The organism is Methylobacterium sp. Leaf465 (assembly GCF_001424705.1).
Taxonomy (GTDB): Bacteria; Pseudomonadota; Alphaproteobacteria; order Rhizobiales; family Beijerinckiaceae; genus Methylobacterium.
Genome location: NZ_LMRA01000046.1, coordinates 132,744 through 152,353, shown reverse-complemented (window position 1 = coordinate 152,353; position 19,610 = coordinate 132,744). Strand labels below are relative to the sequence as shown.

Genomic DNA, 19,610 nt, shown 5'->3' with positions numbered 1-19,610 from the left:
GTGAGCCTCCCTTCCGAGCCGCTCCTGCGGGTGGCCGGCGCCGCCCTCGCCTATCGCGGCACCCGCGTGCTGGAGCGCGTCGACCTCGCCCTCGGCGCCGGCGAGACCCTCGCGCTCCTCGGCCCCAACGGCGCCGGCAAGACTTCGCTGATGCGCCTCGTCGCGGGTCGGCTCGCCCCCCGTGCCGGCAGCGTCCGCGTGGCCGGCGACGATCCCCATCGGACGCCGGCGGCGCGCCGGGCGATCGGCTGGGTGCCCCAGGAAATCGCCCTCTATCCCCGCCTCTCTGTGGCCGAGAACCTGTCGGTCTTCGCCCAGCTCGCCGGCATCCCCCGGCGCGGGCGGGCCGAGGCGGTGGCGACGGGCCTCGCCCTCTGCGCCCTCGGCGAGGTCGCCCGGCGCCCGGTCGGGCTGCTCTCGGGCGGCTACCAGCGCCGGGTCAACATCGCCGCCAGCCTGATGGCGCGACCCCGCCTCGTCCTCCTCGACGAACCGACGCAGGGCGTCGACCTGCACGCCCGGGCGGCCATCCATGCGGTGCTCGCGCGCCTGCGCGAGGCCGGCACGGCCCTCCTCGTCGCCACCCACGACTTCGCCGAGGCCGAGCGCCTTGCCGACCGGGTCGCCATCCTGGCGCAGGGGCGGATCGTCACCGACGGCCGCCTGTCCGATCTACTCGCCCGCATCCGCGCCGAGGCCCCCGAGCACGAGGCGGCCCTCGTCGCCCCCGCCGATGGGGCGGCGGAGGCGGTCCTACGCCAAGCGGGCTTCGTGCCCCTCGACACCGGCTCGACCTGGCGGGCGCGCCGCCTGAGCGGCACGCCCCGCGACGGCGCCGACCTGCTCGCCGACCTCCGGAGCGCGGGCGTGCCCATCGCCGAGATCCGCATCCGAGCCCCCGGGCTGGAGGCGGTGTATCGCGATGCGCTGGCGGGATCCGCGCCGCCGGCCGCGGACGGGCTCGCCGAACGGGAGACCCCCGCATGATCTCGGCCGCCTTCCGCGTGATGCTGCTCGGCCTGGTGCGCGACCGGGCCGCCCTGGTCATGGCCTTCGTGCTGCCCACCGTGATCTTCGTGATCTTCGCCGCGATCTTCTCCGGCGCCCTGGGCGACCGCATCCGCATCCATGTCGGCCTCCTCGACTTGTCCCGGACGCCGACGACGCAGCGCCTGATGCAGGCCCTGGAGGCGGACCCGTCCCTCCGGGTCGGACGCCTCGCCGCCTCCGATCTCGACGGCGCCGTCGCGGCGGTGCGCCGGGGCGAGGTCGACGTGGCCCTGGTGCTGCGCGGCGACCTCGATGCCGGCTCGACCCGCGCCGACCAGCCCGTGGTGCTGATCGAGAATCCCGCGAAGGCCCTCGCCACCCCGATCGCGCTGGGCCAGCTCCAGCGCGTCCTCAACGAGGCCCTGCCCGACGTGGTTTTGGCCCGGATCGTCGCCGACGTGGAGCGCTCGGGCAAGATCGGCCCGGACGAACGGGCCTTCCTCAACCAGGCCTTCGCCGAGCAGCGCGCCCGCAAGGAGCCCTTCGCCTTCGCCTCTCTGGTGGAGCGACGCAGCACCGCCTCGGGTGCCACCAACGATCGCGTCAGCTACTACGCGGGGGCGATCACGGCGGTGTTCCTGCTCTTCGCCGCCATGCAGGGCGCCCTCTCCCTCGTCGACGAGCGCCAGTCCGGGCTCGCCGACCGGCTGATGGCGGGACCCGGCGGGCTCAGTGTGGTGGTGCTGGGCAAGTTCCTGTTCCTGGTGGGCCAGGGCCTCGTCCAGGCCGGGCTGATCTTCTCGGCCGCCACCCTCCTGCACGGCGTCGACATCCTGCCCCATGCGGGCGCCTGGCTGGTGACCTCCCTCCTCGTCTCGGCGATGGCGGCCGGCCTCGCCCTGGCCGCCTGCGCGGCCTCCGCCACCCGCCAGCAGGCGCACCTGGCCGCGACCTTCGGCGTCCTCCTGCTCTCGGCGGTGGGCGGCAGCATGGTGCCCCGCTTCCTGATGCCGCCCTGGCTGCAGGAGGCCGGCTGGCTCACTCCCAACGCCTGGGCGATCGAGGCCTACCAGAACGCCTTGAGCGAGGGCTGGGCCGCGGCGCTGTCCGCCTGGGGCGTGATGGCCGCCGTGGCGGCGGCGGGGTTGGGGGTCGCGCTGGGGCTGGTGTCGCGGCGAACGAGCTAGGAAGGTACGGGCGAAGACGGCATCGGTCCACGCCGCGACCGGTTAGCGCGTTGACCGCGCGGCCATCCGGTCTAGCTTCATGCAGGGTATGGGCTTTCGGACCGGCCCGGGGAGTGACACGAACATGCGGGCTGGGTCTTCGGTCGCCGTCGTCGGCGCAGGGTTGGGCGGCTTGGCGGCTGCCTGCGTGAGCGCCGCGCGCGGCCACACCGTCACGCTCTACGACAAGAACGACTGGCTCGGGGGCAAGGCCGCGGTCCTGCACGAGGGCGGTTTCCGCTTCGACATGGGGCCGACCATCCTCACGGTGCCCAAAGTGCTGGAGCGCATCTTCCAGGAGGCCGGGCGCAACATCCACGACTACCTGGACCTGCGCCGCCTCGATCCGCAGTGGCGCTGCTTCTTCGACGACGACACCCAGCTCGACCTCATGGCCGACGTGCCCACCATGGCCGCCGACATGGAGCGCTTCGCGCCCAACACCGGCGCGGGCGAGGGCTACAAGAAGTTCCTCGAGATCTCCGAACACCTGCACGACGTCTCGAACAAGTTCTTCTTCTGGAAGCCGGTCGAGGATTTGTTCGACACGATCAACATCCGCGCCAACATGAATCCCGGCACCCTGCGCGACGTGCTGTCCCTGCGCATGGGCTCGTCGGTCGCCGGCACCATCCGCTCGAAGGTGAAGGATGCGCGCCTCGCGCAGATGCTCGACCACTTCGTCCAGTATGTCGGCTCCTCGCCCTACGGCGCGCCCGCCGTGCTCTGCGCCATCGCCCACATGCAGACCGCCGAGGGCGTCTGGTACCCGATGGGCGGCACCCGCGCCGTGGCCGAGGCCCTGACCAAGCTCGCCTCCGAACTCGGCGCCACCCTGCGGCCCGGCGACGAGGTCACCGGCCTCGCCATCGAGCAGGGCGCGGTCAAGGGCGTGCGGACCGCCTCCGGCGTCACCCCGTTCGACGCCGTGATCTCGAACATGGATTCGGTACGCACCTACCGGGAACTCGTCGGCGGCGACGTCGGCAAGTCCTACGAGAAGAAAAGCTTCGAGCCGGCCTGCTCCGGTGTCGTCCTCTATCTCGGGCTGAACAAGCGCTACGAGCACCTGAATCATCACGACTTCGTCTTCTCCCGCGACCCCGAGGAGGAGTTCGACTACATCTACCGCAAGGGCGAGCCGGCCCCGGACCCGACCGCCTACCTCGCTGCCCCCTCCTCCACCGACCCGTCGGTGGCGCCCGAGGGCGGCGAGGCGCTCTACGTCCTCGTGCACACGCCGTATCTGCGCCCGCACCACGACTGGTCGAAGATGTTCCCGGCCTATCGGCAAGTCATCCTCGACAAGCTCAAGCGCACCGGCAACATGCCCGACCTCGAGGAGCGCATCGTCGTCGAGCGCCACCTGACGCCGCAGGACATCCACGAGCGCTACAAGGTGCTCAACGGCGCGATCTACGGCCTGGCCTCGCACGGCAAGTTCATGGGCGCCTTCAAGCCGGGCAACCGCTCCCGGCAGGTCCGCGGCCTCTACCTCGCCGGCGGTGCGGCCCATCCGGGTCCGGGCATGCCGATGGTGATGATGTCGGGCTGGATCGCGGCGGATGCCCTCGACACCGATGCCCGGGGAGAGGAGCGCGCCAGCGCCTGAAGGCCCCGCGCATGTCCCGCGAGGATGGCCCCGCCCGATCGCCCGCCCTGTGGCGGTTCATGGTCGGGTATTTCGACCGCTACGTCCGACGCCACCTCAACGCCCTGCGGCTCGCCCGCTGGGGCGTGCCGGCCTGCGCCGACCATCCCGGGCCGGTGGTGGTCTACTGCAACCATCCGGCCTGGTGGGACGCCGCCGTGGTCATCCTCCTGGCCGGACGGCTGTTTCCCTGCCGCGAGAGCTATGCGCCCTTCGACGCGCGGATGCTGGAGAAGTACGCGGTCTTCGCCCGCATGGGGGCCTTCGCGGTGGACCTCGACTCGGCCCGCGGCGCCGCCCAGTTCCTGAAGGCGACGCGGCGCATCCTGGGGGCGCCGAACCGGATGATCTGGATCACCGCCCAGGGGCGCTTCCAGGACGTCCGCGCCCGGCCACTGGGCCTGCGCGCCGGCGTCGGCCGCCTGCCCGAGATCGCACCCGACGCCCTGTTCGTACCGCTGGCCCTCGAATACGCCTTCTGGGAGGAGCGCGGTGGCGAGGCCTTCGCGGCCTTCGGGGCGCCGATCCCCGGAGCCGAGCTGCTCGCCCTGTCCCGGGCCGAGCGCCTCGCCCGGATGGAGGCGGACCTGACCGCTACCCTCGACCGGCTCAGCGCCGACGTGGTCGCGCGCGAGGCCGGACGCTTCACGCCGCTCGCGTCCGGTGCCAAGGGGATCGGCGGGATCTACGATCTCTGGCGGCGCCTCGGGGCCGTCGTCACGGGCCGGCGCTTCGAGCCGGCCCACCGCCAGAAGGGAGATCCGGTTCCGTGATGCTCGGTTTCGCGATCCTGGCCCTGGCCTGTGCGCTGCTGCCCGCCCTGGTCGCCTGGGTGAACCTCTCGATTCTGCGCACCCCCGAGCCGGATCTCGACGTCCGGGCCCGGGTCTCGGTGCTGATCCCGGCCCGCAACGAGGCCGCGGTGATCGCCGCCACCGTGCGGGCCGCCCTGTCGAGCGCCGGTGTCGCCCTGGAGGTGCTCGTCGGCGACGACCATTCCACCGACGACACCGCCGCCATCGTGGCCGCCATCGCCGCCGAGGACCCGCGCTTGCGCCTCGTCGCAATCCCGCCCCTGCCCGAGGGCTGGACGGGGAAGAACCACGCCTGCGCGCGGCTGGCGGAGGCCGCGACCGGGACGCATCTCCTCTTCGTCGATGCCGACGTGAGCCTGGCGCCCGCGGCTGCGGCGGCCCTCGCCGCCCATGCGCGCCGGACCGAGAGCGCCCTGGTGAGCGGCGTGCCGCGCCAGTTGATGGGCTCGCTGGGCGAGCGCCTGACGGTGCCGATGATCAACTTCCTGCTCCTCGGCTACCTGCCGATGGCGATGATGCGGGCGTCCCCGCGCCCCAGCCTCGGGGCCGCCTGCGGCCAGCTCATCCTCGTCGGTCGCGAGGCCTACGCGGCCACCGGCGGGCACGGCGCCGTGCGCACCAGCCTGCACGACGGGGTCGTACTGCCGCGCCGCTTCCGGCAGGCCGGCTACCGGACCGACCTCGTCGCCGGGCACGCCCTGGCGACCTGCCGGATGTACCGCGGCTTCGCCCAGAGCTGGGCCGGCTTCTCGAAGAACGCCCACGAGGGCATGGCGACCCCGCGGGCCCTGCCGGTCTGGACCCTGCTCCTGGTCGGCGGGCACGTCCTGCCCTGGCTCCTCCTCTTGGCGGCCCTGGCCGGCCTTGAATCCGGCCACGCCGCGTTCCTGGCCTTCGCCGCCGCCCTCGTCTCCCTGGCGACCCGGGCGGCGATCACCCTGGTCACCCGCGAGCCCCTGGGGACGGTTCTGCTCCACCCGGCGACGGTCCTCGTCGCCCTGGCGATCCAGTGGACCGCCCTCCTGCGGCGCAAGGGCAGCGGCACGCCTCTGTGGAAGGGCCGGAGCTACCCGATCGGCGGCCCTTGAGTCTCCGCCGCGATCCAGGCCGCGGTGTCGGGATCGGCCCCCGCCACCGGCAGGTGCAGGATGATCGGCGTCTCGTAGGGGTGGCGGGCCTTCAGGGCGGCGCCGAGGGCCTCGGCGAGGCCCTCGCGGCTTTTCAGGATCGCGACGACCTCCGAGCCCTGCTCCACCGCGCCCTTCCAGGCGTAGAGGGAGAGCATCCCCGGCAGGACGTTGACGCAGGCCGCGAGGCGCAGACGCACCAGCGCCTCTCCGACGGTCAGGGCGGTGCCGGCATCCGGGAAGGTGGTGTAGACGAGAAGCGGCCGCTCCATGCTATGGGTCTCCGACCAGGGTTCCGCCGCTCCACCGGCGGGAGCGGGCCGGCGGGACTGCCGGCAGGACTGGGAACGGGACGCTGGAGCGAAGGCTCCGCGTCGGCAAGGTGGTCGGCAAGGCGGATGTGAGCCCATGGCCCGGCGTTTCGAACGGCTTGCCTTCGTCGCAAGTCCCACGGAGGACGCCCGCCAGGCGGCCGCGACCCTGATGCGGCGCTACGACCACGTGCCGCCCGACGAGGCCGACGTGGTGGTGGCGCTCGGCGGCGACGGGCTGATGCTCCAGACCCTGCACCGCTTCATGCATGCCGGCACGCCGATCTACGGCATGAACCGCGGCACCGTCGGCTTCCTCATGAACGAGTTCCGCGAGGACGGGCTGATCGAGCGCCTGGAGAACACCAAGCGCAGCATCATCCACCCGCTGATGATGGAGGCCGTGGACACGGAGGGGCGCCGGCACCAGGCCCGCGCCCTGAACGAGGTCTACATGCTGCGCCAGACGCACCAGACCGCCAAGCTGCGGATCTCAATCGACGGTCATGTCCGCCTGCCGGAGCTCATCGCCGACGGCGTGCTCGCGGCGACCCCGGCGGGGTCCACCGCCTACAACCTGTCGGTGGGCGGCCCGATCCTGCCCCTCAACGCCCGGCTCCTGGCCCTGACGCCGATCTCGGCCTTCCGGCCCCGGCGCTGGCACGGGGCCCTGCTGCCGGACTACGCCCGCATTCTCATCGAGGTGCTCGACGCCGCGCACCGCCCGGTGGCGGCGGTGGCCGACCACACCGAGTTTCGGCGGGTCTGCACGGTGGAGACCTGGCTCGACCACGCCACCAACCTGACCCTGCTGCACGATCCCGGCCACAGCCTCGACGAGCGCATCCTGCGCGAGCAGTTCGGCTGATCGCCCCTCAGGCGGCGAGGCGCGCCCGGTCCTCGCGGTAGCTGGCGATCAGCGCCTCGGGGATCGCGTCGAGCACGACCTCGGTGGCGAGGGCACGGCGCCGGGCGCGGCTGCCCTCGAACTCGGCGAGCAGCGCGTCGGAGAGTCCGTCGAGGATCAGGCCCACCGGGTCGGTGCGCCCCGTCTCGACGTCGGCTGGCGCCTCGGCCGGCACGACGGCCCGGATCGCCACGACAGGGGCGACGTCCGATTCCACCGGCGCATCCGGGGTCGGCAGGTCCGCGACGACGGGCGGCGCCTCCGCAGCGGAGTCGACGGCCACCGGCGCGGTCTCTTCCTGGATCGCTTCCGAGGTTCCGTCCAAAGCCGCGCGCGCGATCGCCGCGACGGTCTCGGCGACCGGTTCGGGGGCTGCGGCGGCCGGCGCGGCCTCGAGGACCTGCGGGGCGTCCCAATCGGCCAGGACCTGGCGCTGGGCCTCGCGCCATTCGGCGTCGAGGATCTCGCGCTCGATCCGCAGGATCTCGCTGCGCTCGGCCTCGGCGGCGAGTTCGCGGGCGAGCACCCGGGCCTCGTCGCGGGCGGCCTCCGCCTCGAAGCGGGACAGGAGCGCCATGACGCTCTGCGCCTCCGCGAAGGGCATCGTCTCGCAGGCGGTCAGCGCCCGCTCGATCATCAGGCGCGACAGGCCCGCCCCGGCGCTGGCGATGGCGCCCTGCCCCGCCTCGCGCCAGGCCGACAGCGCGGCGCTGAAGGCCGGCAGCAGCACCGGCGGAAGGCCGGCTTTGCGGTGCAGGGCCGCGAAGGCGGCGGTGGAGGCATCGTGCATCAGCCCGGCCACCCGGCGGACGGGGAGGCCGGCGAGGTCGGCCAGGGCCATCTCGGCGAAGGCCATGTTGCCTGACAGGATCGCCCGCAGCAGCAGGCCGGCATTGAGCTGGCCGCAGGCCTTCAGGTGGGCGACGAGCCGGGCGAGGTCGACGGGATGGGCCTCGGTGCAGAAGGCGAGCGTCGTGCGCTCCTGCGCCTCGCGGCTGGCGCGCGCGCTGCGGGCCGGGGTGAGCCAGCCGGAGGACACCGCGAAGGCGGAGAGGGATTCGGCGAGGCGCGTGGTCACGCTCTGGCGCACTTCGAGGGGCAGGTAGGGCCGGGCCAGGACCGCCTCGCGCAGGGCGGCCACGTCGCCGTGGCGCTCCACCATCCGCATCAGGCTGCCGGTGGTGATGTGGGCACTGCGGTTGCGGGCGAGCACGACCAGGGCCTCGGGCTCGGCGATCTCGGCGAGCGCCCCGGCGACGGCCGGCGACAGGTCGAGCCGGCCCGCGATGGCGCGGCGGGCGGCGAGGCACCCGATGGCGACGCCGTCGACGAGGTCGGCGTCGCTCAGCACGGGCGAGCGGGCCAGCACCAGGGTGGCGATCTCGGCCTGGTCGCCCGCCAGCGCCACGATCAGTGGACGCGGGGCGTTCGCGCAGGCGGCGCAGGCCTCCGCCAGGGCTCGGCGCACCAGGCTGGAGGGGTCGTCCAGGAGGGCGAGGAGCGCGGCCTCCGCCTCCCAGGCCACGTCCTCGCCGAGACCGTCGTAGAGGTAGGCCCGGGCCAGCGCACCCGCGGCCTCCGCCCGTCGCGCCGCGGAGGTGTGCTGCGTCCAGGCGAGGAACTGGCGGATGATCATGAGCCACTCCGGATCGTGAAGAGGGACAGGTCGAGGGGGGCGCCGGGGCGGGGCGACTGGCCGGAGGCGCTGAACTCCGCCGGACGGCGCGGCGGCAGGGGGGCTCCCACCAGGGCCGCGGAGGCGGCCGGCACGGGATTGGCGGCAATCGCCGGCGCGGCGACGGGGCTCGCGCCCCCGGTCATGCTCTCGGTGCCGTCCGAGCGCGGGAAATAGGTCGGCGCCGCGCGAGCCGGCTCCGGCCGAACCGCATCGGTCCCGCCGCTGCGCCCCTGCCAGAGGCGGGCGACCCCGGCCGAGACGCCGCCCTGCTGGCGCGGATCCGTCTGGAACATCGAGCGTAGGCCGCCCTCGTTGAGGGAGGCGTAGGCGGTGGTACCCTCGGGCAGGCTGATCGTGGCGGCGGGTGTAGCCGGCGCCGCGCCCGTGCGGGCCGCGGCGAGGTGGGCGTAGAGCTCGGCCGCGCCACGGGGGCGGCCGCCTCTGTCGTAGAACAGGCCGCGATTGGCGGCCGCCGCCTCCGGCATGTCGAGGGCGGCGGCCCGGGCCGGGCTTGCCTGGGCGGTGGCGATGAGGGCGGCGGCGCCGCGCGCGCCGAGGACGTGGGCGGCGTAGAGGTCGCCGCCGGTGGGCTCGCGCCCGAGGGCGCCGGTCAGGGCTTCCCGGTTCTGCTCGGTCAGGGCCCCCGCCAGGGTCGCGGCGATCCGCGGATCGCGGCGCAGGTCGAGGATGGTCTGCTTGGCCGCCGGATCGCTCACCGCGTAGGTGCCGTCGGCGCTCTTGGTGATCGCGTCCGCGTAGGTCCCGAGGCCGAGGCGGGGGCCGGCGGTCTTCAGGGTGCCGAGCCAGGTCTGCTCGATGAACTGGAACAGGCCGGTGGCCGAGGAGGTGCCCGCCTTGGCGGAGGGGTCGAGGGCGGATTCGCGCTGGGCCGTGGCGAGCAGGTAGTCGAAGCCCGCGCCGGATGTCTGCGCCCCGTCGCGGATCGCCTCGATGACCCCGCTCGACGCCCCCGTGCGCCCGGCGGCGCCGTCGCGCGTGCCGAGGTCCCGGCTGGCGCCGGGATCGCGGGCAGTGGCGGGGGGCGTGGTGAAGAGGAACATGGCCGTCCGGCTGGGGGCGGACCCGAGCGCCGCCCCGACGGCAACTTTGTTCTCCCTATGGTAAAGGAAGATTGAAGAGTCGGCTCGCGCACGATGCCCGATTTCAGGATTGGCCCCCGCCGGACTGGTCTTCACCCGCGAAGGTCAAGTCCTCGTCCGCCCAGCCGCTCAGGCCGCCGAGCATGAGCTTGACCGGACGCCCGAGCTCGGCGAGCCGCAGGGCCGCCCGGTCGGCCCCGTTGCAGTGGGGGCCGGCGCAGTAGACCACGAACAGCGTGTCGGTGGGCCAGGCGGCGAGGCGCTTGGCCGTGATCAGCCGGTGCGGCAGGTGCACGGCGCCGGGGAGGTGACGGCGCCGGAACGCCGCCGCCGAGCCAACGGCGTGCAGCAGCACGAAGTCGGGCGGGCCGGCCTCCAGGGCCGCCGCCACGTCGGCGCAATCGGTCTCCAGCTCCAGGCGACGCCGGAAGTGATCGCGGGCGATGGCGGGCGGACAGGCGGGTATGGCGGTCACGGGGCTCATCGTCGGTCTCCGGCGTAGGGGACGACAGAGCTAGCAGGAGGCGCGGCCCTTGGCGGCGGCCCGGATTGCCGATTAGCGTCGCGATCATGCCAAAATCGCAGGCGCGCCTGTCCCCCGCCGACCGTCTCGTGGTGGTGCTGGCCTATGACGGCCTCTGCACCTTCGAGTTCGGCGTCGCCGTGGAGATCTTCGGCCTGCCCCGGCCCGAGATGGGGCCGGACTGGTACCTCTTCGCCGTGGCGGGGCTCGATCCCGCGCCGATGGCGGGCTCGACCTCCTGGATCGCGCCGGCACCATCGTGGTGCCGGGCTAGCGCGGTGCGGACGAGCCGGTCCCCGAGGGCCTGGCCGAACGCCATCCCGGCATCCGCTTCACCCCCGACGTGCTCTACGTGGACGAGGGCGCGATCCTGACCTCCGCCGGCTCGGCCGCCGGGATCGACCTCTGCCTGCACCTCGTGCGCCGCGATTTCGGGCCGGCCGCCGCCAATGCCGTCGCCCGGCGCCTCGTCGTGCCGCCCCACCGGGACGGCGGCCAGGCCCAGGTGGTCGCGGGTGCGGTGCCGACGCTCCACGAGGCGGCGCGGATCGGGCCGCTGCTCGATGCCATGCGGGCGGCGCCGGCCCGGGACTGGCCGGTCGCCCATCTGGCAGACCGTGCGGGCATGAGTCCCCGAACGCTCCTGCGTCGCTTTTCCGCCGCCACCGGCACGACGCCGGCCCGTTGGCTCCTCGATCTGCGCCTCGCCCGGGCCCGTGACCTGCTGGAGCAGGCGGACCAACCGCTCCAGGCCGTCGCCGAGGCGGCGGGCTTCGCCACCGCAGCGACCCTGCGCCAGCAGTTCCGCCGGCGCTACACGGTGACGCCCGCGGCCTACCGGGCTGCCGCGCGCCCGCGACCTTGACGCCGCGCCGCCGAGCGATGGCCCACCAACGAAAAAGCGCCCCGGAGGGCGCTGGGTCGGATCTGGAAGGGTTGGGAATTTGGAGCGGGCGAAGGGATTCGAACCCTCGACCCCAACCTTGGCAAGGTTGTGCTCTACCCCTGAGCTACACCCGCTCACACCCGTCGCGGCGAAGGATACCCTCGCGCCGGACGGTTCGTCGTCTCAACGAAGCAAAAAGCCGCTTCCAGCGGCTGTCGCTCCGGTCGTCTCGTTCGGTTAATTGGAGCGGGCGAAGGGATTCGAACCCTCGACCCCAACCTTGGCAAGGTTGTGCTCTACCCCTGAGCTACACCCGCTCACAACCGCGCCGCTGGTGGGAAAGACCCGCCGGCGGCCCCGGACGGCGTCTCTAAACACCATTCCGTCGGGCGTTGCAAGCGCTGAATCCCGGCGCTCGCCCCGCGGGCCGTTTGCCGGCATCGCACCGCCCCTCAGGGCTGCCACTGCGCGGGCGGGGGCAGGCCCTCGCGGATTTCGCGCAGGCGCGCGCGGGTGGCGGCGGTGGTCTCGGCCGGGAGCGCATCGAGGGGGAAGAAGCCGCAGGCGGCGATCTCGCGGTCGGGCTGTTTTGGCGCCCGCACCGCGAAGGCGGCGGCCACGTAGAGGGCGACGTGGTCGCGCCCGGCCCCCGTGCGGCTGTGATAGAAGCCGTGCAGCCGCAGAGGATGCCCGGGATCGACGACGATCTCGGCCTCCTCACGGAACTCCCGGACCATGGCCGTCACCGCGCTCTCGCCGGCCTCGATGCCGCCGCCGGGCAGGTGCCAGCCCGACACGTAGGTGTGGCGGACGAGGCAGACCCGGCCCTCGGCATCGATGGCGACGCCGCGAACGCCCAGGGTCATGCCGCGCGTCGCCAGGGCGCCGTAGTGGATCAGGCGCCGCATCCAGGGGCGTTGCAGGAGCATGCGGCTCAGACGACGCGCAGGCGGATGGCGCCGAGGCCCTCGATGGCGGCTGTCATCGTCTCGCCGCGCCGGACGGCGCCGACGCCCGACGGGGTGCCGGTGAAGATGAGGTCGCCCGGGTGCAGCTCGAAATAGGTCGAGAGCAGCGCGACCTGCTCCTGCGTCGACCAGATCATCTCGGAGAGGTCGCCGCGCTGGCGCTCGCCCGCGTCCACCGCCAGCGTGATGGCGCCCCGCGCGGGATGGCCGATGGCCGAGGCCGGGTGCAGCGGTCCGATCGGCGCCGAGGCATCGGCGGACTTGGCGAGGTCCCAGGGGCGCGCCAGGCGCTTGGCCTCGTCCTGGACGTCGCGCCGGGTCATGTCGAGCCCGACGGCGTAGCCGTAGACGTGGTCGAGGGCAGAAGCCTCCGGGATGTCGCGGCCGCCCAGCCCGAGGGCCGCCACCATCTCCACCTCGAAGTGGTAGTTCTCGGTGCGCGGCGGATAGGGGTGGTCCACCGGATCGTCGCCCGTGACGATCTGCAGGGCATCGGCGGGCTTCATGAAGAAGAACGGCGGCTCGCGGTCGGGGTCCTTGCCCATCTCGCGGGCGTGGGCGGCGTAGTTGCGACCCACGCAGTAGACCCGCCGCACGGGAAACAGGTCGTCGCTGCCGACGATCGGAAGGGCGATGCGGGGCGGGTTCGGGATCACGGACAGCATGGGTCTCCAACCTCTTCTCTCGGCGGATGCGGCGCGGCGCCCGGTCGCTCGCCCTGCACAGGACGCCGCGCCATCCCTATCATAGGCAGCGGGCCCGGCCGCGCCATCCTGCCGCGAGCCGAGGCCTGCCGTTGCGAGTTCCGTGGTGACCGACCCCTCCCGCCTGCTGGCGCATCTCGCCGCGCATCTCGGCGCCGCCCACGTCCTCACCGACCCGGCCGACCTCGCGCCCCACCTCGCCGAGACCCGCGGGCTGCAGCGCGGCCACGCCCTGGCGCTGGTGCGGCCCGCCGACACCGCCGAGGTCGCCGGCGTGGTCCGTGCCTGCGCCGAGGCCGGGGTGCCGGTGGTGGCCCAGGGGGGCAACACCGGCCATGTCGGCGGCGGCCTGCCGCAGGGGGGCATCGTGCTGTCGATGGCACGCCTGACGCGCCTGCGGGCGATCGACCCCGTCAATGCCAGCATCACCGTGGAAGCCGGCATGGTGCTGGCCGACGTCCAGGCGGCCGCGGAGGCCGCCGGCCTGCTGTTCCCGCTCTCGCTGGCCTCCGAGGGGTCCTGCCGCATCGGCGGCAATCTCTCCACCAATGCGGGCGGGACCGCCGTGCTCGCCTACGGCAACGCCCGCGACCTCGTCCTCGGGCTCGAGGTGGTGCTGGCCGATGGCCGGGTCTGGAACGGGCTGAAGGGCCTGCGCAAGGACAATGCCGGCTACGACCTCAAGCACCTGTTCCTCGGCTCGGAGGGAACGCTCGGGCTGATCACCGCCGCGGTGCTGAAGCTCTTTCCCCGGCCGACCTCCCGCGCCGTGGCCTTGGTCGGCCTCGCCTCGGCCGAGGCCGCCCTGGCGCTGTTCCGGCGCTTGCGGGCGGAGGCCGGCCCGACCCTGACCGCTTTCGAGTACATCGCCCCCTTCGGGCTGGAGATCGTCCTGCGCCACCGGGCCGGGGCCCGTCGGCCCCTGGCCGGGGCGCACGGGGCCTACGCGCTGGTGGAGCTCTCCACCACCCGACCCGGCGAGGACGCGGCGACCTTGATGGAGATGCTGCTCGCCCGGGCGCAGGACGCGGGGCTCCTCGAAGATGCGGCCCTGGCGGCGAGCGAGGCGCAGGCGAACGCCGTCTGGGACCTGCGCGAGAGCCTCTCCGAGGTCCAGAAGGCCGAGGGCGCCTCGATCAAGCACGACGTCTCGGTGCCGCTCTCCCGCCTACCCGAGTTTCTCGCGCGGGCGACGCGGGCCTGCGAGGCGGCGATGCCCGGTCTGCGTGTCTGCGCCTTCGGGCACTTCGGTGACGGCAACATCCACTTCAACCTCAGCCAGCCCGTGGGCATGGACCGCGCCGCGTTCCTCGCCGCCTGGGAGCGCTTCAACCGGATCGTCCACGACATCGTCGCCGGGCTCGGCGGCTCCATCGCGGCCGAGCACGGCGTCGGCCTCCTGAAGCGCGACGAACTGGCGCGCTACGCCGACCCGGTGGCCCTCGACCTGATGCGCAGCCTCAAGGCCGCCCTGGACCCGGCAAACATCCTCAACCCGGGCAAGGTTCTGCCCGACCGCCGGGCCGGCGAGGCGGCGTCATTCGGCTTTTCCGAAGGCTCAACAAAAATTTAATCGGAACCGGACCGGGCTCGTCCGGATTGTTGTTGTGCAGTGCACAAAGACTTGCCAGATTATCGACGGCAATGCGCCATAAATCGGCTCCGCTGCGGGCGGAGGAGGTTGCACGACAACGGCGCACGGCTGGTTGCAGTGCGGTGGGTTAGGCCGGTCTTAACCCTTCCGCCCTCTCTTGGACGAGAGAACAGATCAGACGTCGCGATCGAAGACCGAGCAGGAGACACGTTCGATGCCGACTTCCCAGGCGAGAGTCCCGACGGCCGAGGCGAGCCGCTACCTCAAGCAGCTCTGCCGTCACTGGAGCTACAAGTTCCCAGTGGAAGCCACCGAGGAGGCCGGCCGGGTGCCCTTCGGCGAGGACCGCGTCTGCACCTTCGAGGCCGGCCCCGACGCCCTGCTGATGCGGGTCGCGACGCCCGATCCGGCCGCCCTGACGCGCCTGGAGAACGTGGTCTCCGACCATCTTCTGCGCTTCGCCTTCCGCGAGAACCTCGGCGAGATCACTTGGTCCCGCGCCGCTTGAACCCACGCCGTGGCCGGCCCGCCCGGCCTGCGTCCACCGAGGGTTGACCTGCCGTCCCGGGACCTGATCTTGAGCGCACAGCGCTGAAGGCAGCATCGGGAGACAGGCATGGACGGGATCGCGCAGACAACCGCTGGCTCCACACCGACCGGGGCCGCGTCGTCGCACGGGGCACGGCATGCCGAGCGCCTGGAGCGCCTGGCCGAGGTCGCCGTGAAGGTCGGCCTGGGTCTCCGGCCCGGCCAGGAACTCGTGATCACCGCGCCGCTCGAGACGGTGCCGCTGGCCCGCCTCATCACCGAACAGGCCTACAAGGCCGGCGCTTCCCTGGTCACCACCTTCTACACGGACGATGCCGCCACCCTGGCGCGCTTCGCCCACGCCCCCGAGGCGGCCTTCGACACCGCAGCCGGCTGGCTCTACAGCGGCATGGCTGAGGCCTACCGCAACGGCGCGGCCCGCCTCGCCATCGCGGGCGACGATCCCTCCCTTCTGGCCGGCCAGGACTCGGCCAAGGTGGCCCGTGCCAACCAGGCCCGGTCGAAGGCCTACGTGCCCGCCCTGGAGCTCATCGCCAACTTCTCCACCAACTGGACCATCGTCTCGGCGGCGACGACGCCCTGGGCCCGCACGGTGTTCTCCGACCTACCGGAGGCCGAGGCCGTGTCCCGCCTCTGGGACGCGATCTTCGCGGCCTCGCGGGTGGACGGCCCCGACCCGGTGGCGGCCTGGGAGGCGCACAACGCCGCCCTTCACGCCCGGATGAACGCGCTCAACGCCCACCGCTTCGCGGCCCTCCGCTTCTTCGGACCCGGCACCGACCTCACGGTGGGCCTCGCCGACGACCACGAATGGTGCGGCGGCGCCTCGGCCTCCCGCAGCGGCATCGTCTGCAACGCCAACATCCCCACCGAGGAGGTGTTCACCACCCCGCACAAGGACCGGGTCGACGGCACCGTCACCAGCACCAAGCCGCTCTCCTACCAGGGCACACTGATCGACGGGATCCAAGTGCGCTTCGAGGGCGGCCGCATCGTCGAGGCCACCGCCCGAACCGGCGGCGACGTGCTCGCCAAGGTGCTGGAGACCGACGCGGGCGCGCGCCGCCTCGGCGAGGTCGCCCTGGTGCCCGCCTCCTCGGCGATCTCCGCCTCGGGACTCCTGTTCTACAACACCCTCTACGACGAGAACGCGGCGAGCCACATCGCCCTGGGCCAGGCCTACAGCAAGTGCTTCCGCAACGGCGGCGCGGAGTTCAGCGCGGACGACCTCGCGGCCCGCGGTGCCAACCGCAGCCTGATCCACATCGACTGGATGATCGGCTCCGACCGGATCGACGTCGACGGCCTCTCCGCCGAGGGCCGGGCGGTTCCGGTGATGCGCGCCGGCGAGTGGGTCGACTGACGCCCTCCCGGCAGCGCCGCCCGCCGGCCTGAGCCGATACGCCATCCATCCGCGTGCGCCCTTCCCCGTGTGAAGGCGCACGCAGACGATGGCGTCGAATTGACGTGGGCAAATTTCCCACGCATGGTCCGGATGTGGTCGCACCGGCCACGGACTTTCGAACGGACGCCCGTACAGACTGCCGCCGCCTTCGGGCGGGTTCGGCAGGCGTAGAAGACCGCCCGATCCCCGCGCTCCCGTGTCTGCCGGCGCACGGATGCGGAGATCGGGGCCGGCCTCGTCGCGGTGACGCCCGGGCGCCCGCGGGTTTCCGCGCCGGGTGTCCGGCACCAGTCTGCGGGTTGGAACCGTCGTTCGGGTTCGCCATCTCCCGAGGGAGACAACGAGGATCTCATGACCAAGCCCCTTCTCCTGGCCGGCCCGATGGCTGTCCTGCTCGCCGGAGCGGCCTCTGCCGCCGACCTTCCGCGCCGCGCCGCGCCGCCGGTCTTCACCACGGTTCCGGTCTTCAGCTGGACCGGGTTCTATGCGGGTCTCAACGCCGGCTACGGCTTCGATGCCAACAGCAGCCGCGGCGCCATCGTGATCGGTACCACCGCCGCCTCCGGCGTCGTCGCCAACGGCGCCGATCCGGGCCTCGTGGCCTTCAGCAACCGCAACGCCAACAACGGCTTCACCGGGGGCGGCCAGATCGGCTACAACTATCAGTTCACGCCCGGCTCCGGCGTGGTGGTCGGCGTCGAGGCGGATGCGCAGTATCTCGGCTTCGGCACCAACCGCAACACGGCGTCCTTCGTCGGCACGCCCAACGCGGACCTGACCTTCGTCAACCCGAACGGCCTGTCGAACCTCGACTACTTCGGCACCGTGCGGGGCCGCCTCGGCTACGCCTTCGACCGGACCCTGGTCTACGGCACCGGCGGCTTCGCCTATGGCGGCGGGGGCGGCTCCAGCTTCGGCCTGCCCAACAGCAGCACCGATACGTTCCGCACCGGCTGGGCCGCGGGCGGCGGCATCGAGTACGCCCTGCCCTCCGACTCGTTCCTGAACTTCTTCAAGTCCTCCGCCGTGACCGTGAAAATCGAGGGCCTCTATGTCAGCCTCGACCGGAACAGCACCAACGGCGTGTTCGCCTATTCGAACTCGACGGGCGCCCAGTACAGCGTTTCCGGCACGGGTTATGCAGCCGCGACGGGCTATACCAGCCGCCGCTCCGACGAGTTCGCCGTCGTCCGCGCCGGCCTGAACTACAAGTTCGGGACGTACTGACCCGTCGCCGGACCCGCTTTTGGCCCGAGCCTCCCCAGCCCGATCAGACTGGCCGCTCGGTCAAACGGCGCCCCGGGAGCGATCCCGGGGCGCTGTCGAAAGGCAGGTGCCTTTCAGAAGCCAGGCGCCTTGGCGGCGCCGAGGATGCGGGCGGGGCGGCCCTCGTTGCCCCCCTGGAGCACGACGACGTAGGAATCGGCATCGGCGACCTGGGCCGCGTGGCGCGGCACCTCGAAATGTGCCGCATGACCCGTCCAGGGGCCGATCCGGTGCATCCCGCGCACGACGTTGATGTAGTCGAACACCTGTCCCTTGTTCTCGCCGCCGCCGATGGCGATGCGCCGCCGCCGCATCACCGGCAGCAGCCAGAGCTCGGCCTTGGTGTCCGGTCCCGTGCTCGCGCCGACATCGACGCAGATGCGGTCGCCCTCTTCCCAGCTCCGGACCGGCACCTGGATGGGGCTGGTCGCCCGGGCCCGGCGCAGGGCCCGTTCCAGGGAGTTGCGATCCGAACGGATCATCGAGGGCTCGCCGTTGACGATGGCCTGGGGTGTGAAGACCTGTCGCTCGCCGCGTAGGGAGGCGTAGGCCCGCTGCCGCGCCGTGAAGGCGGGCTGGGCATAGGCGTCTTTCCAGCCGAGATAGTCCCAGTAGGTGATCGGGAAGGTCAGGGCGATCACGCCGGGCTCCCGGGCGAACTCCCCGAGCACCCGCGAGGCCGGCTGACAAGAGGCGCAGCCCTGGCTCGTGTAGAGCTCGATCACCACCGGGGTGCGCTCGCCCGCCAGGGCCTGGGTCGCACCCGCCACCAGGGCACCGGCGGCGACCAGGAGGGCGAGGCGCAGGCCGACGGTTCGGCGCGGAAGGGACGGGGCGGCGCGGCTCATGGGATCAGGATACCGTCGCCGGGCCATTCCCCGTCATCACGGTCGCTCGATCCTCCGGCGCGCCGGCCGGGGCCGTCGTGCCCGAAGCCGGACCCTGAGCGGGTTTGGGCTTCGGCAGCATCGCGGGACGCCAGCGCCGGTGCATCCAGAGCCATTGACCGGGATTCTCGCGGATCCAGCCCTCGATCACCCGAGTCATCGCCTGCATCGCCCCCTGCACGTCGATGGCGCCCGAGGCGTCGCGCGGCAGGTCGACGGGCGGCGTCAGTTCAAGATGGAAGCGCGTCCCGTCGCGGCGGACCACTCGCGCGCCGTGGACGGGACATTCGTAGTGGCGGGCGAGCTTGCCCAGGAGCGGATTGACCAGCACCGGCTTGCCGAAGAACTCCACCACCACCCCCCGGGTGAAGTGCTGGTCGATGAGCTGGCCGAGATGGCCGCCGCGCTCCACCACACCCTGCATGGCGAAGACCGCGCCCTGCCCGGCCGCCGCCAGGCCTCCCATGGTCTGGCGGCGGACCTCCTGGACCAGGCGCGCGGAGGCCGCGTCGTTGGGGGGACGGAAGATCGCGGTGGCGTCGAGGCCGAACTGGGCCGCGCAGATCGCCGGCAATTCCCAGTTCGCCAAGTGGGCGGAGAAGATCAGGCCCGGTTTGCCGTCGTCGCGCAGGTCGGCGAAATGCGTCTCGCCCGCCACCGTGATCCGCCCGCCCGCCGCGAGATCCGCCGGATCGAGATCGAACAGCGTGTGGAGATGGGCGTATTCCGCACCCGTCCGGCCGAGATTGTCCCACGCCTCCCGGGCGAGGGCGCGGATCGCGGCCTCGTCCCGCTCGGGGAAGGCCGCGCGCAGATTGGCCGTCGCGATCCGGTGGGCTGGCAGGAAGGGACCGACCGTCCGGGCGACCCAGCCGCCGACCCGGCTCGCACGCTCGGCCCCGAGGAGGCGCGCCAGCCAGAACAGCCCCCGGATCAGGGGAATCATGGCGAGGCCGGCCAGCCGCGGCAGGTTACGCTTCAGGACGAGGGCAAGGCGAAGCAAAACGAATCCCGTGACGCGGG

General features: G+C 72.7%; 18 protein-coding genes, 2 tRNA genes and 1 pseudogene. 11 read left to right on the top strand and 10 right to left on the bottom strand.

Annotated features, from left to right (window positions below; translation table 11 throughout):
- The 5 genes from ASG51_RS20490 (at nucleotide 1) to ASG51_RS20470 (ending at nucleotide 5,770) form a co-directional block, all read left to right on the top strand.
- On the top strand, nucleotides 1-987 hold the full coding sequence (locus tag ASG51_RS20490) for an ABC transporter ATP-binding protein (protein ID WP_056382734.1): 987 nt from the start codon (nucleotides 1-3) through the stop codon (nucleotides 985-987).
- Nucleotides 984-2,177, top strand: coding sequence for an ABC transporter permease (locus ASG51_RS20485; protein WP_056382733.1), 1,194 nt, complete (start codon nucleotides 984-986; stop codon nucleotides 2,175-2,177). The genes ASG51_RS20490 and ASG51_RS20485 overlap by 4 nt, the downstream gene beginning before the upstream one ends.
- Nucleotides 2,178-2,301: 124 nt before the next feature.
- Nucleotides 2,302-3,828 carry a phytoene desaturase family protein gene (gene crtI, locus ASG51_RS20480; RefSeq protein WP_056270573.1) on the top strand — a complete coding sequence of 509 codons (1,527 nt, stop codon included), beginning with the start codon at nucleotides 2,302-2,304 and terminating at the stop codon, nucleotides 3,826-3,828.
- Nucleotides 3,829-3,839: 11 nt separating this feature from the next.
- Nucleotides 3,840-4,640, top strand: a complete 801-nt coding sequence (locus tag ASG51_RS20475) for a lysophospholipid acyltransferase family protein (protein WP_056382731.1) — start codon at nucleotides 3,840-3,842, stop codon at nucleotides 4,638-4,640.
- The gene (locus ASG51_RS20470) at nucleotides 4,640-5,770 is read left to right on the top strand and encodes a glycosyltransferase (RefSeq protein ID WP_056220215.1); all 1,131 of its coding nucleotides are present in this window, start codon (nucleotides 4,640-4,642) and stop codon (nucleotides 5,768-5,770) included. Before ASG51_RS20475 ends, ASG51_RS20470 begins: the two co-directional genes overlap by 1 nt.
- Here ASG51_RS20470 and cutA read toward each other — a convergent pair.
- Nucleotides 5,749-6,081 (bottom strand): divalent-cation tolerance protein CutA, encoded by a 333-nt coding sequence (cutA, locus tag ASG51_RS20465; RefSeq protein WP_056382729.1) that lies wholly within the window; start codon nucleotides 6,079-6,081, stop codon nucleotides 5,749-5,751. The genes ASG51_RS20470 and cutA overlap by 22 nt on opposite strands.
- A 136-nt stretch (nucleotides 6,082-6,217) precedes the next feature.
- Here cutA and ASG51_RS20460 point away from each other — a divergent pair, with 136 nt between their 5' ends.
- A complete protein-coding gene (locus tag ASG51_RS20460; RefSeq protein WP_056220208.1) occupies nucleotides 6,218-6,988 on the top strand; it encodes an NAD kinase in 771 nt (256 codons plus the stop codon).
- A 7-nt stretch (nucleotides 6,989-6,995) separates the two neighbouring features.
- Here ASG51_RS20460 and ASG51_RS20455 read toward each other — a convergent pair whose 3' ends face one another.
- The 3 genes from ASG51_RS20455 to ASG51_RS20445 form a co-directional block, all read right to left on the bottom strand.
- Nucleotides 6,996-8,663 carry a DUF2336 domain-containing protein gene (locus ASG51_RS20455; protein ID WP_056382727.1) on the bottom strand — a complete coding sequence of 556 codons (1,668 nt, stop codon included), beginning with the start codon at nucleotides 8,661-8,663 and terminating at the stop codon, nucleotides 6,996-6,998.
- Nucleotides 8,660-9,766 (bottom strand): hypothetical protein, encoded by a 1,107-nt coding sequence (locus ASG51_RS20450; RefSeq protein ID WP_056382726.1) that lies wholly within the window; start codon nucleotides 9,764-9,766, stop codon nucleotides 8,660-8,662. Before ASG51_RS20450 ends, ASG51_RS20455 begins: the two co-directional genes overlap by 4 nt.
- A 103-nt stretch (nucleotides 9,767-9,869) precedes the next feature.
- Nucleotides 9,870-10,289, bottom strand: a complete 420-nt coding sequence (locus tag ASG51_RS20445) for a rhodanese-like domain-containing protein (protein ID WP_056382724.1) — start codon at nucleotides 10,287-10,289, stop codon at nucleotides 9,870-9,872.
- 86 nt (nucleotides 10,290-10,375) lie between these two features.
- Here ASG51_RS20445 and ASG51_RS20440 point away from each other — a divergent pair.
- Nucleotides 10,376-11,193 (top strand): annotated as a pseudogene (locus ASG51_RS20440) (helix-turn-helix domain-containing protein).
- A gap of 80 nt (nucleotides 11,194-11,273) precedes the next feature.
- Here ASG51_RS20440 and ASG51_RS20435 read toward each other — a convergent pair.
- From ASG51_RS20435 to ASG51_RS20420, 4 genes are all read right to left on the bottom strand, one after another.
- Nucleotides 11,274-11,348 (bottom strand) — tRNA-Gly (locus ASG51_RS20435).
- 108 nt (nucleotides 11,349-11,456) lie between these two features.
- Nucleotides 11,457-11,531 (bottom strand) — tRNA-Gly (locus ASG51_RS20430).
- Between the two features lie 135 nt (nucleotides 11,532-11,666).
- Nucleotides 11,667-12,143 carry an NUDIX domain-containing protein gene (locus ASG51_RS20425; protein ID WP_056220193.1) on the bottom strand — a complete coding sequence of 159 codons (477 nt, stop codon included), beginning with the start codon at nucleotides 12,141-12,143 and terminating at the stop codon, nucleotides 11,667-11,669.
- A gap of 5 nt (nucleotides 12,144-12,148) precedes the next feature.
- The gene (locus tag ASG51_RS20420) at nucleotides 12,149-12,847 is read right to left on the bottom strand and encodes a fumarylacetoacetate hydrolase family protein (RefSeq protein WP_056348550.1); all 699 of its coding nucleotides are present in this window, start codon (nucleotides 12,845-12,847) and stop codon (nucleotides 12,149-12,151) included.
- A gap of 145 nt (nucleotides 12,848-12,992) precedes the next feature.
- Between ASG51_RS20420 and ASG51_RS20415 the strand changes: the two genes are divergently transcribed.
- The 4 genes from ASG51_RS20415 (at nucleotide 12,993) to ASG51_RS20400 (ending at nucleotide 17,661) form a co-directional block, all read left to right on the top strand.
- Nucleotides 12,993-14,459: an FAD-binding oxidoreductase gene (locus tag ASG51_RS20415; RefSeq protein ID WP_056382802.1), complete on the top strand. Its 1,467-nt coding sequence runs from the start codon at nucleotides 12,993-12,995 to the stop codon at nucleotides 14,457-14,459.
- Nucleotides 14,460-14,694: 235 nt separating this feature from the next.
- Nucleotides 14,695-14,988, top strand: a complete 294-nt coding sequence (locus tag ASG51_RS20410; RefSeq protein ID WP_056382721.1) for a DUF2218 domain-containing protein — start codon at nucleotides 14,695-14,697, stop codon at nucleotides 14,986-14,988.
- 108 nt (nucleotides 14,989-15,096) lie between these two features.
- On the top strand, nucleotides 15,097-16,392 hold the full coding sequence (locus ASG51_RS20405; protein ID WP_082514157.1) for an aminopeptidase: 1,296 nt from the start codon (nucleotides 15,097-15,099) through the stop codon (nucleotides 16,390-16,392).
- A gap of 393 nt (nucleotides 16,393-16,785) precedes the next feature.
- Complete coding sequence (locus ASG51_RS20400) at nucleotides 16,786-17,661, top strand: hypothetical protein (protein ID WP_056382720.1); 876 nt, start codon at nucleotides 16,786-16,788, stop codon at nucleotides 17,659-17,661.
- 113 nt (nucleotides 17,662-17,774) lie between these two features.
- On the opposite strand, the gene ASG51_RS20395 is transcribed toward ASG51_RS20400, so the two are convergent.
- Both ASG51_RS20395 and ASG51_RS20390 read right to left on the bottom strand, forming a co-directional pair.
- The gene (locus ASG51_RS20395) at nucleotides 17,775-18,548 is read right to left on the bottom strand and encodes a DUF1223 domain-containing protein (RefSeq protein ID WP_056348541.1); all 774 of its coding nucleotides are present in this window, start codon (nucleotides 18,546-18,548) and stop codon (nucleotides 17,775-17,777) included.
- Between the two features lie 4 nt (nucleotides 18,549-18,552).
- Nucleotides 18,553-19,590 carry a lipid A biosynthesis lauroyl acyltransferase gene (locus tag ASG51_RS20390; RefSeq protein ID WP_082514156.1) on the bottom strand — a complete coding sequence of 346 codons (1,038 nt, stop codon included), beginning with the start codon at nucleotides 19,588-19,590 and terminating at the stop codon, nucleotides 18,553-18,555.
- Between the last annotated feature and the right edge of the window lie 20 nt (nucleotides 19,591-19,610).

Bases quoted from the DNA above. Each gene is read 5' to 3' on its own strand.
- ASG51_RS20455 (WP_056382727.1), bottom strand. From the start codon at position 8,663: ATGATCATCCGCCAGTTCCTCGCCTGGACGCAGCACACCTCCGCGGCG.
- ASG51_RS20410 (WP_056382721.1), top strand. From the start codon at position 14,695: ATGCCGACTTCCCAGGCGAGAGTCCCGACGGCCGAGGCGAGCCGCTAC.
- ASG51_RS20420 (WP_056348550.1), bottom strand. From the start codon at position 12,847: ATGCTGTCCGTGATCCCGAACCCGCCCCGCATCGCCCTTCCGATCGTC.
- ASG51_RS20450 (WP_056382726.1), bottom strand. From the start codon at position 9,766: ATGTTCCTCTTCACCACGCCCCCCGCCACTGCCCGCGATCCCGGCGCC.
- ASG51_RS20460 (WP_056220208.1), top strand. From the start codon at position 6,218: ATGGCCCGGCGTTTCGAACGGCTTGCCTTCGTCGCAAGTCCCACGGAG.
- cutA (WP_056382729.1), bottom strand. From the start codon at position 6,081: ATGGAGCGGCCGCTTCTCGTCTACACCACCTTCCCGGATGCCGGCACC.
- ASG51_RS20475 (WP_056382731.1), top strand. From the start codon at position 3,840: ATGTCCCGCGAGGATGGCCCCGCCCGATCGCCCGCCCTGTGGCGGTTC.
- ASG51_RS20400 (WP_056382720.1), top strand. From the start codon at position 16,786: ATGACCAAGCCCCTTCTCCTGGCCGGCCCGATGGCTGTCCTGCTCGCC.
- ASG51_RS20485 (WP_056382733.1), top strand. From the start codon at position 984: ATGATCTCGGCCGCCTTCCGCGTGATGCTGCTCGGCCTGGTGCGCGAC.
- ASG51_RS20470 (WP_056220215.1), top strand. From the start codon at position 4,640: ATGCTCGGTTTCGCGATCCTGGCCCTGGCCTGTGCGCTGCTGCCCGCC.
- crtI (WP_056270573.1), top strand. From the start codon at position 2,302: ATGCGGGCTGGGTCTTCGGTCGCCGTCGTCGGCGCAGGGTTGGGCGGC.
- ASG51_RS20425 (WP_056220193.1), bottom strand. From the start codon at position 12,143: ATGCTCCTGCAACGCCCCTGGATGCGGCGCCTGATCCACTACGGCGCC.
- ASG51_RS20395 (WP_056348541.1), bottom strand. From the start codon at position 18,548: ATGAGCCGCGCCGCCCCGTCCCTTCCGCGCCGAACCGTCGGCCTGCGC.
- ASG51_RS20405 (WP_082514157.1), top strand. From the start codon at position 15,097: ATGGACGGGATCGCGCAGACAACCGCTGGCTCCACACCGACCGGGGCC.
- ASG51_RS20445 (WP_056382724.1), bottom strand. From the start codon at position 10,289: ATGAGCCCCGTGACCGCCATACCCGCCTGTCCGCCCGCCATCGCCCGC.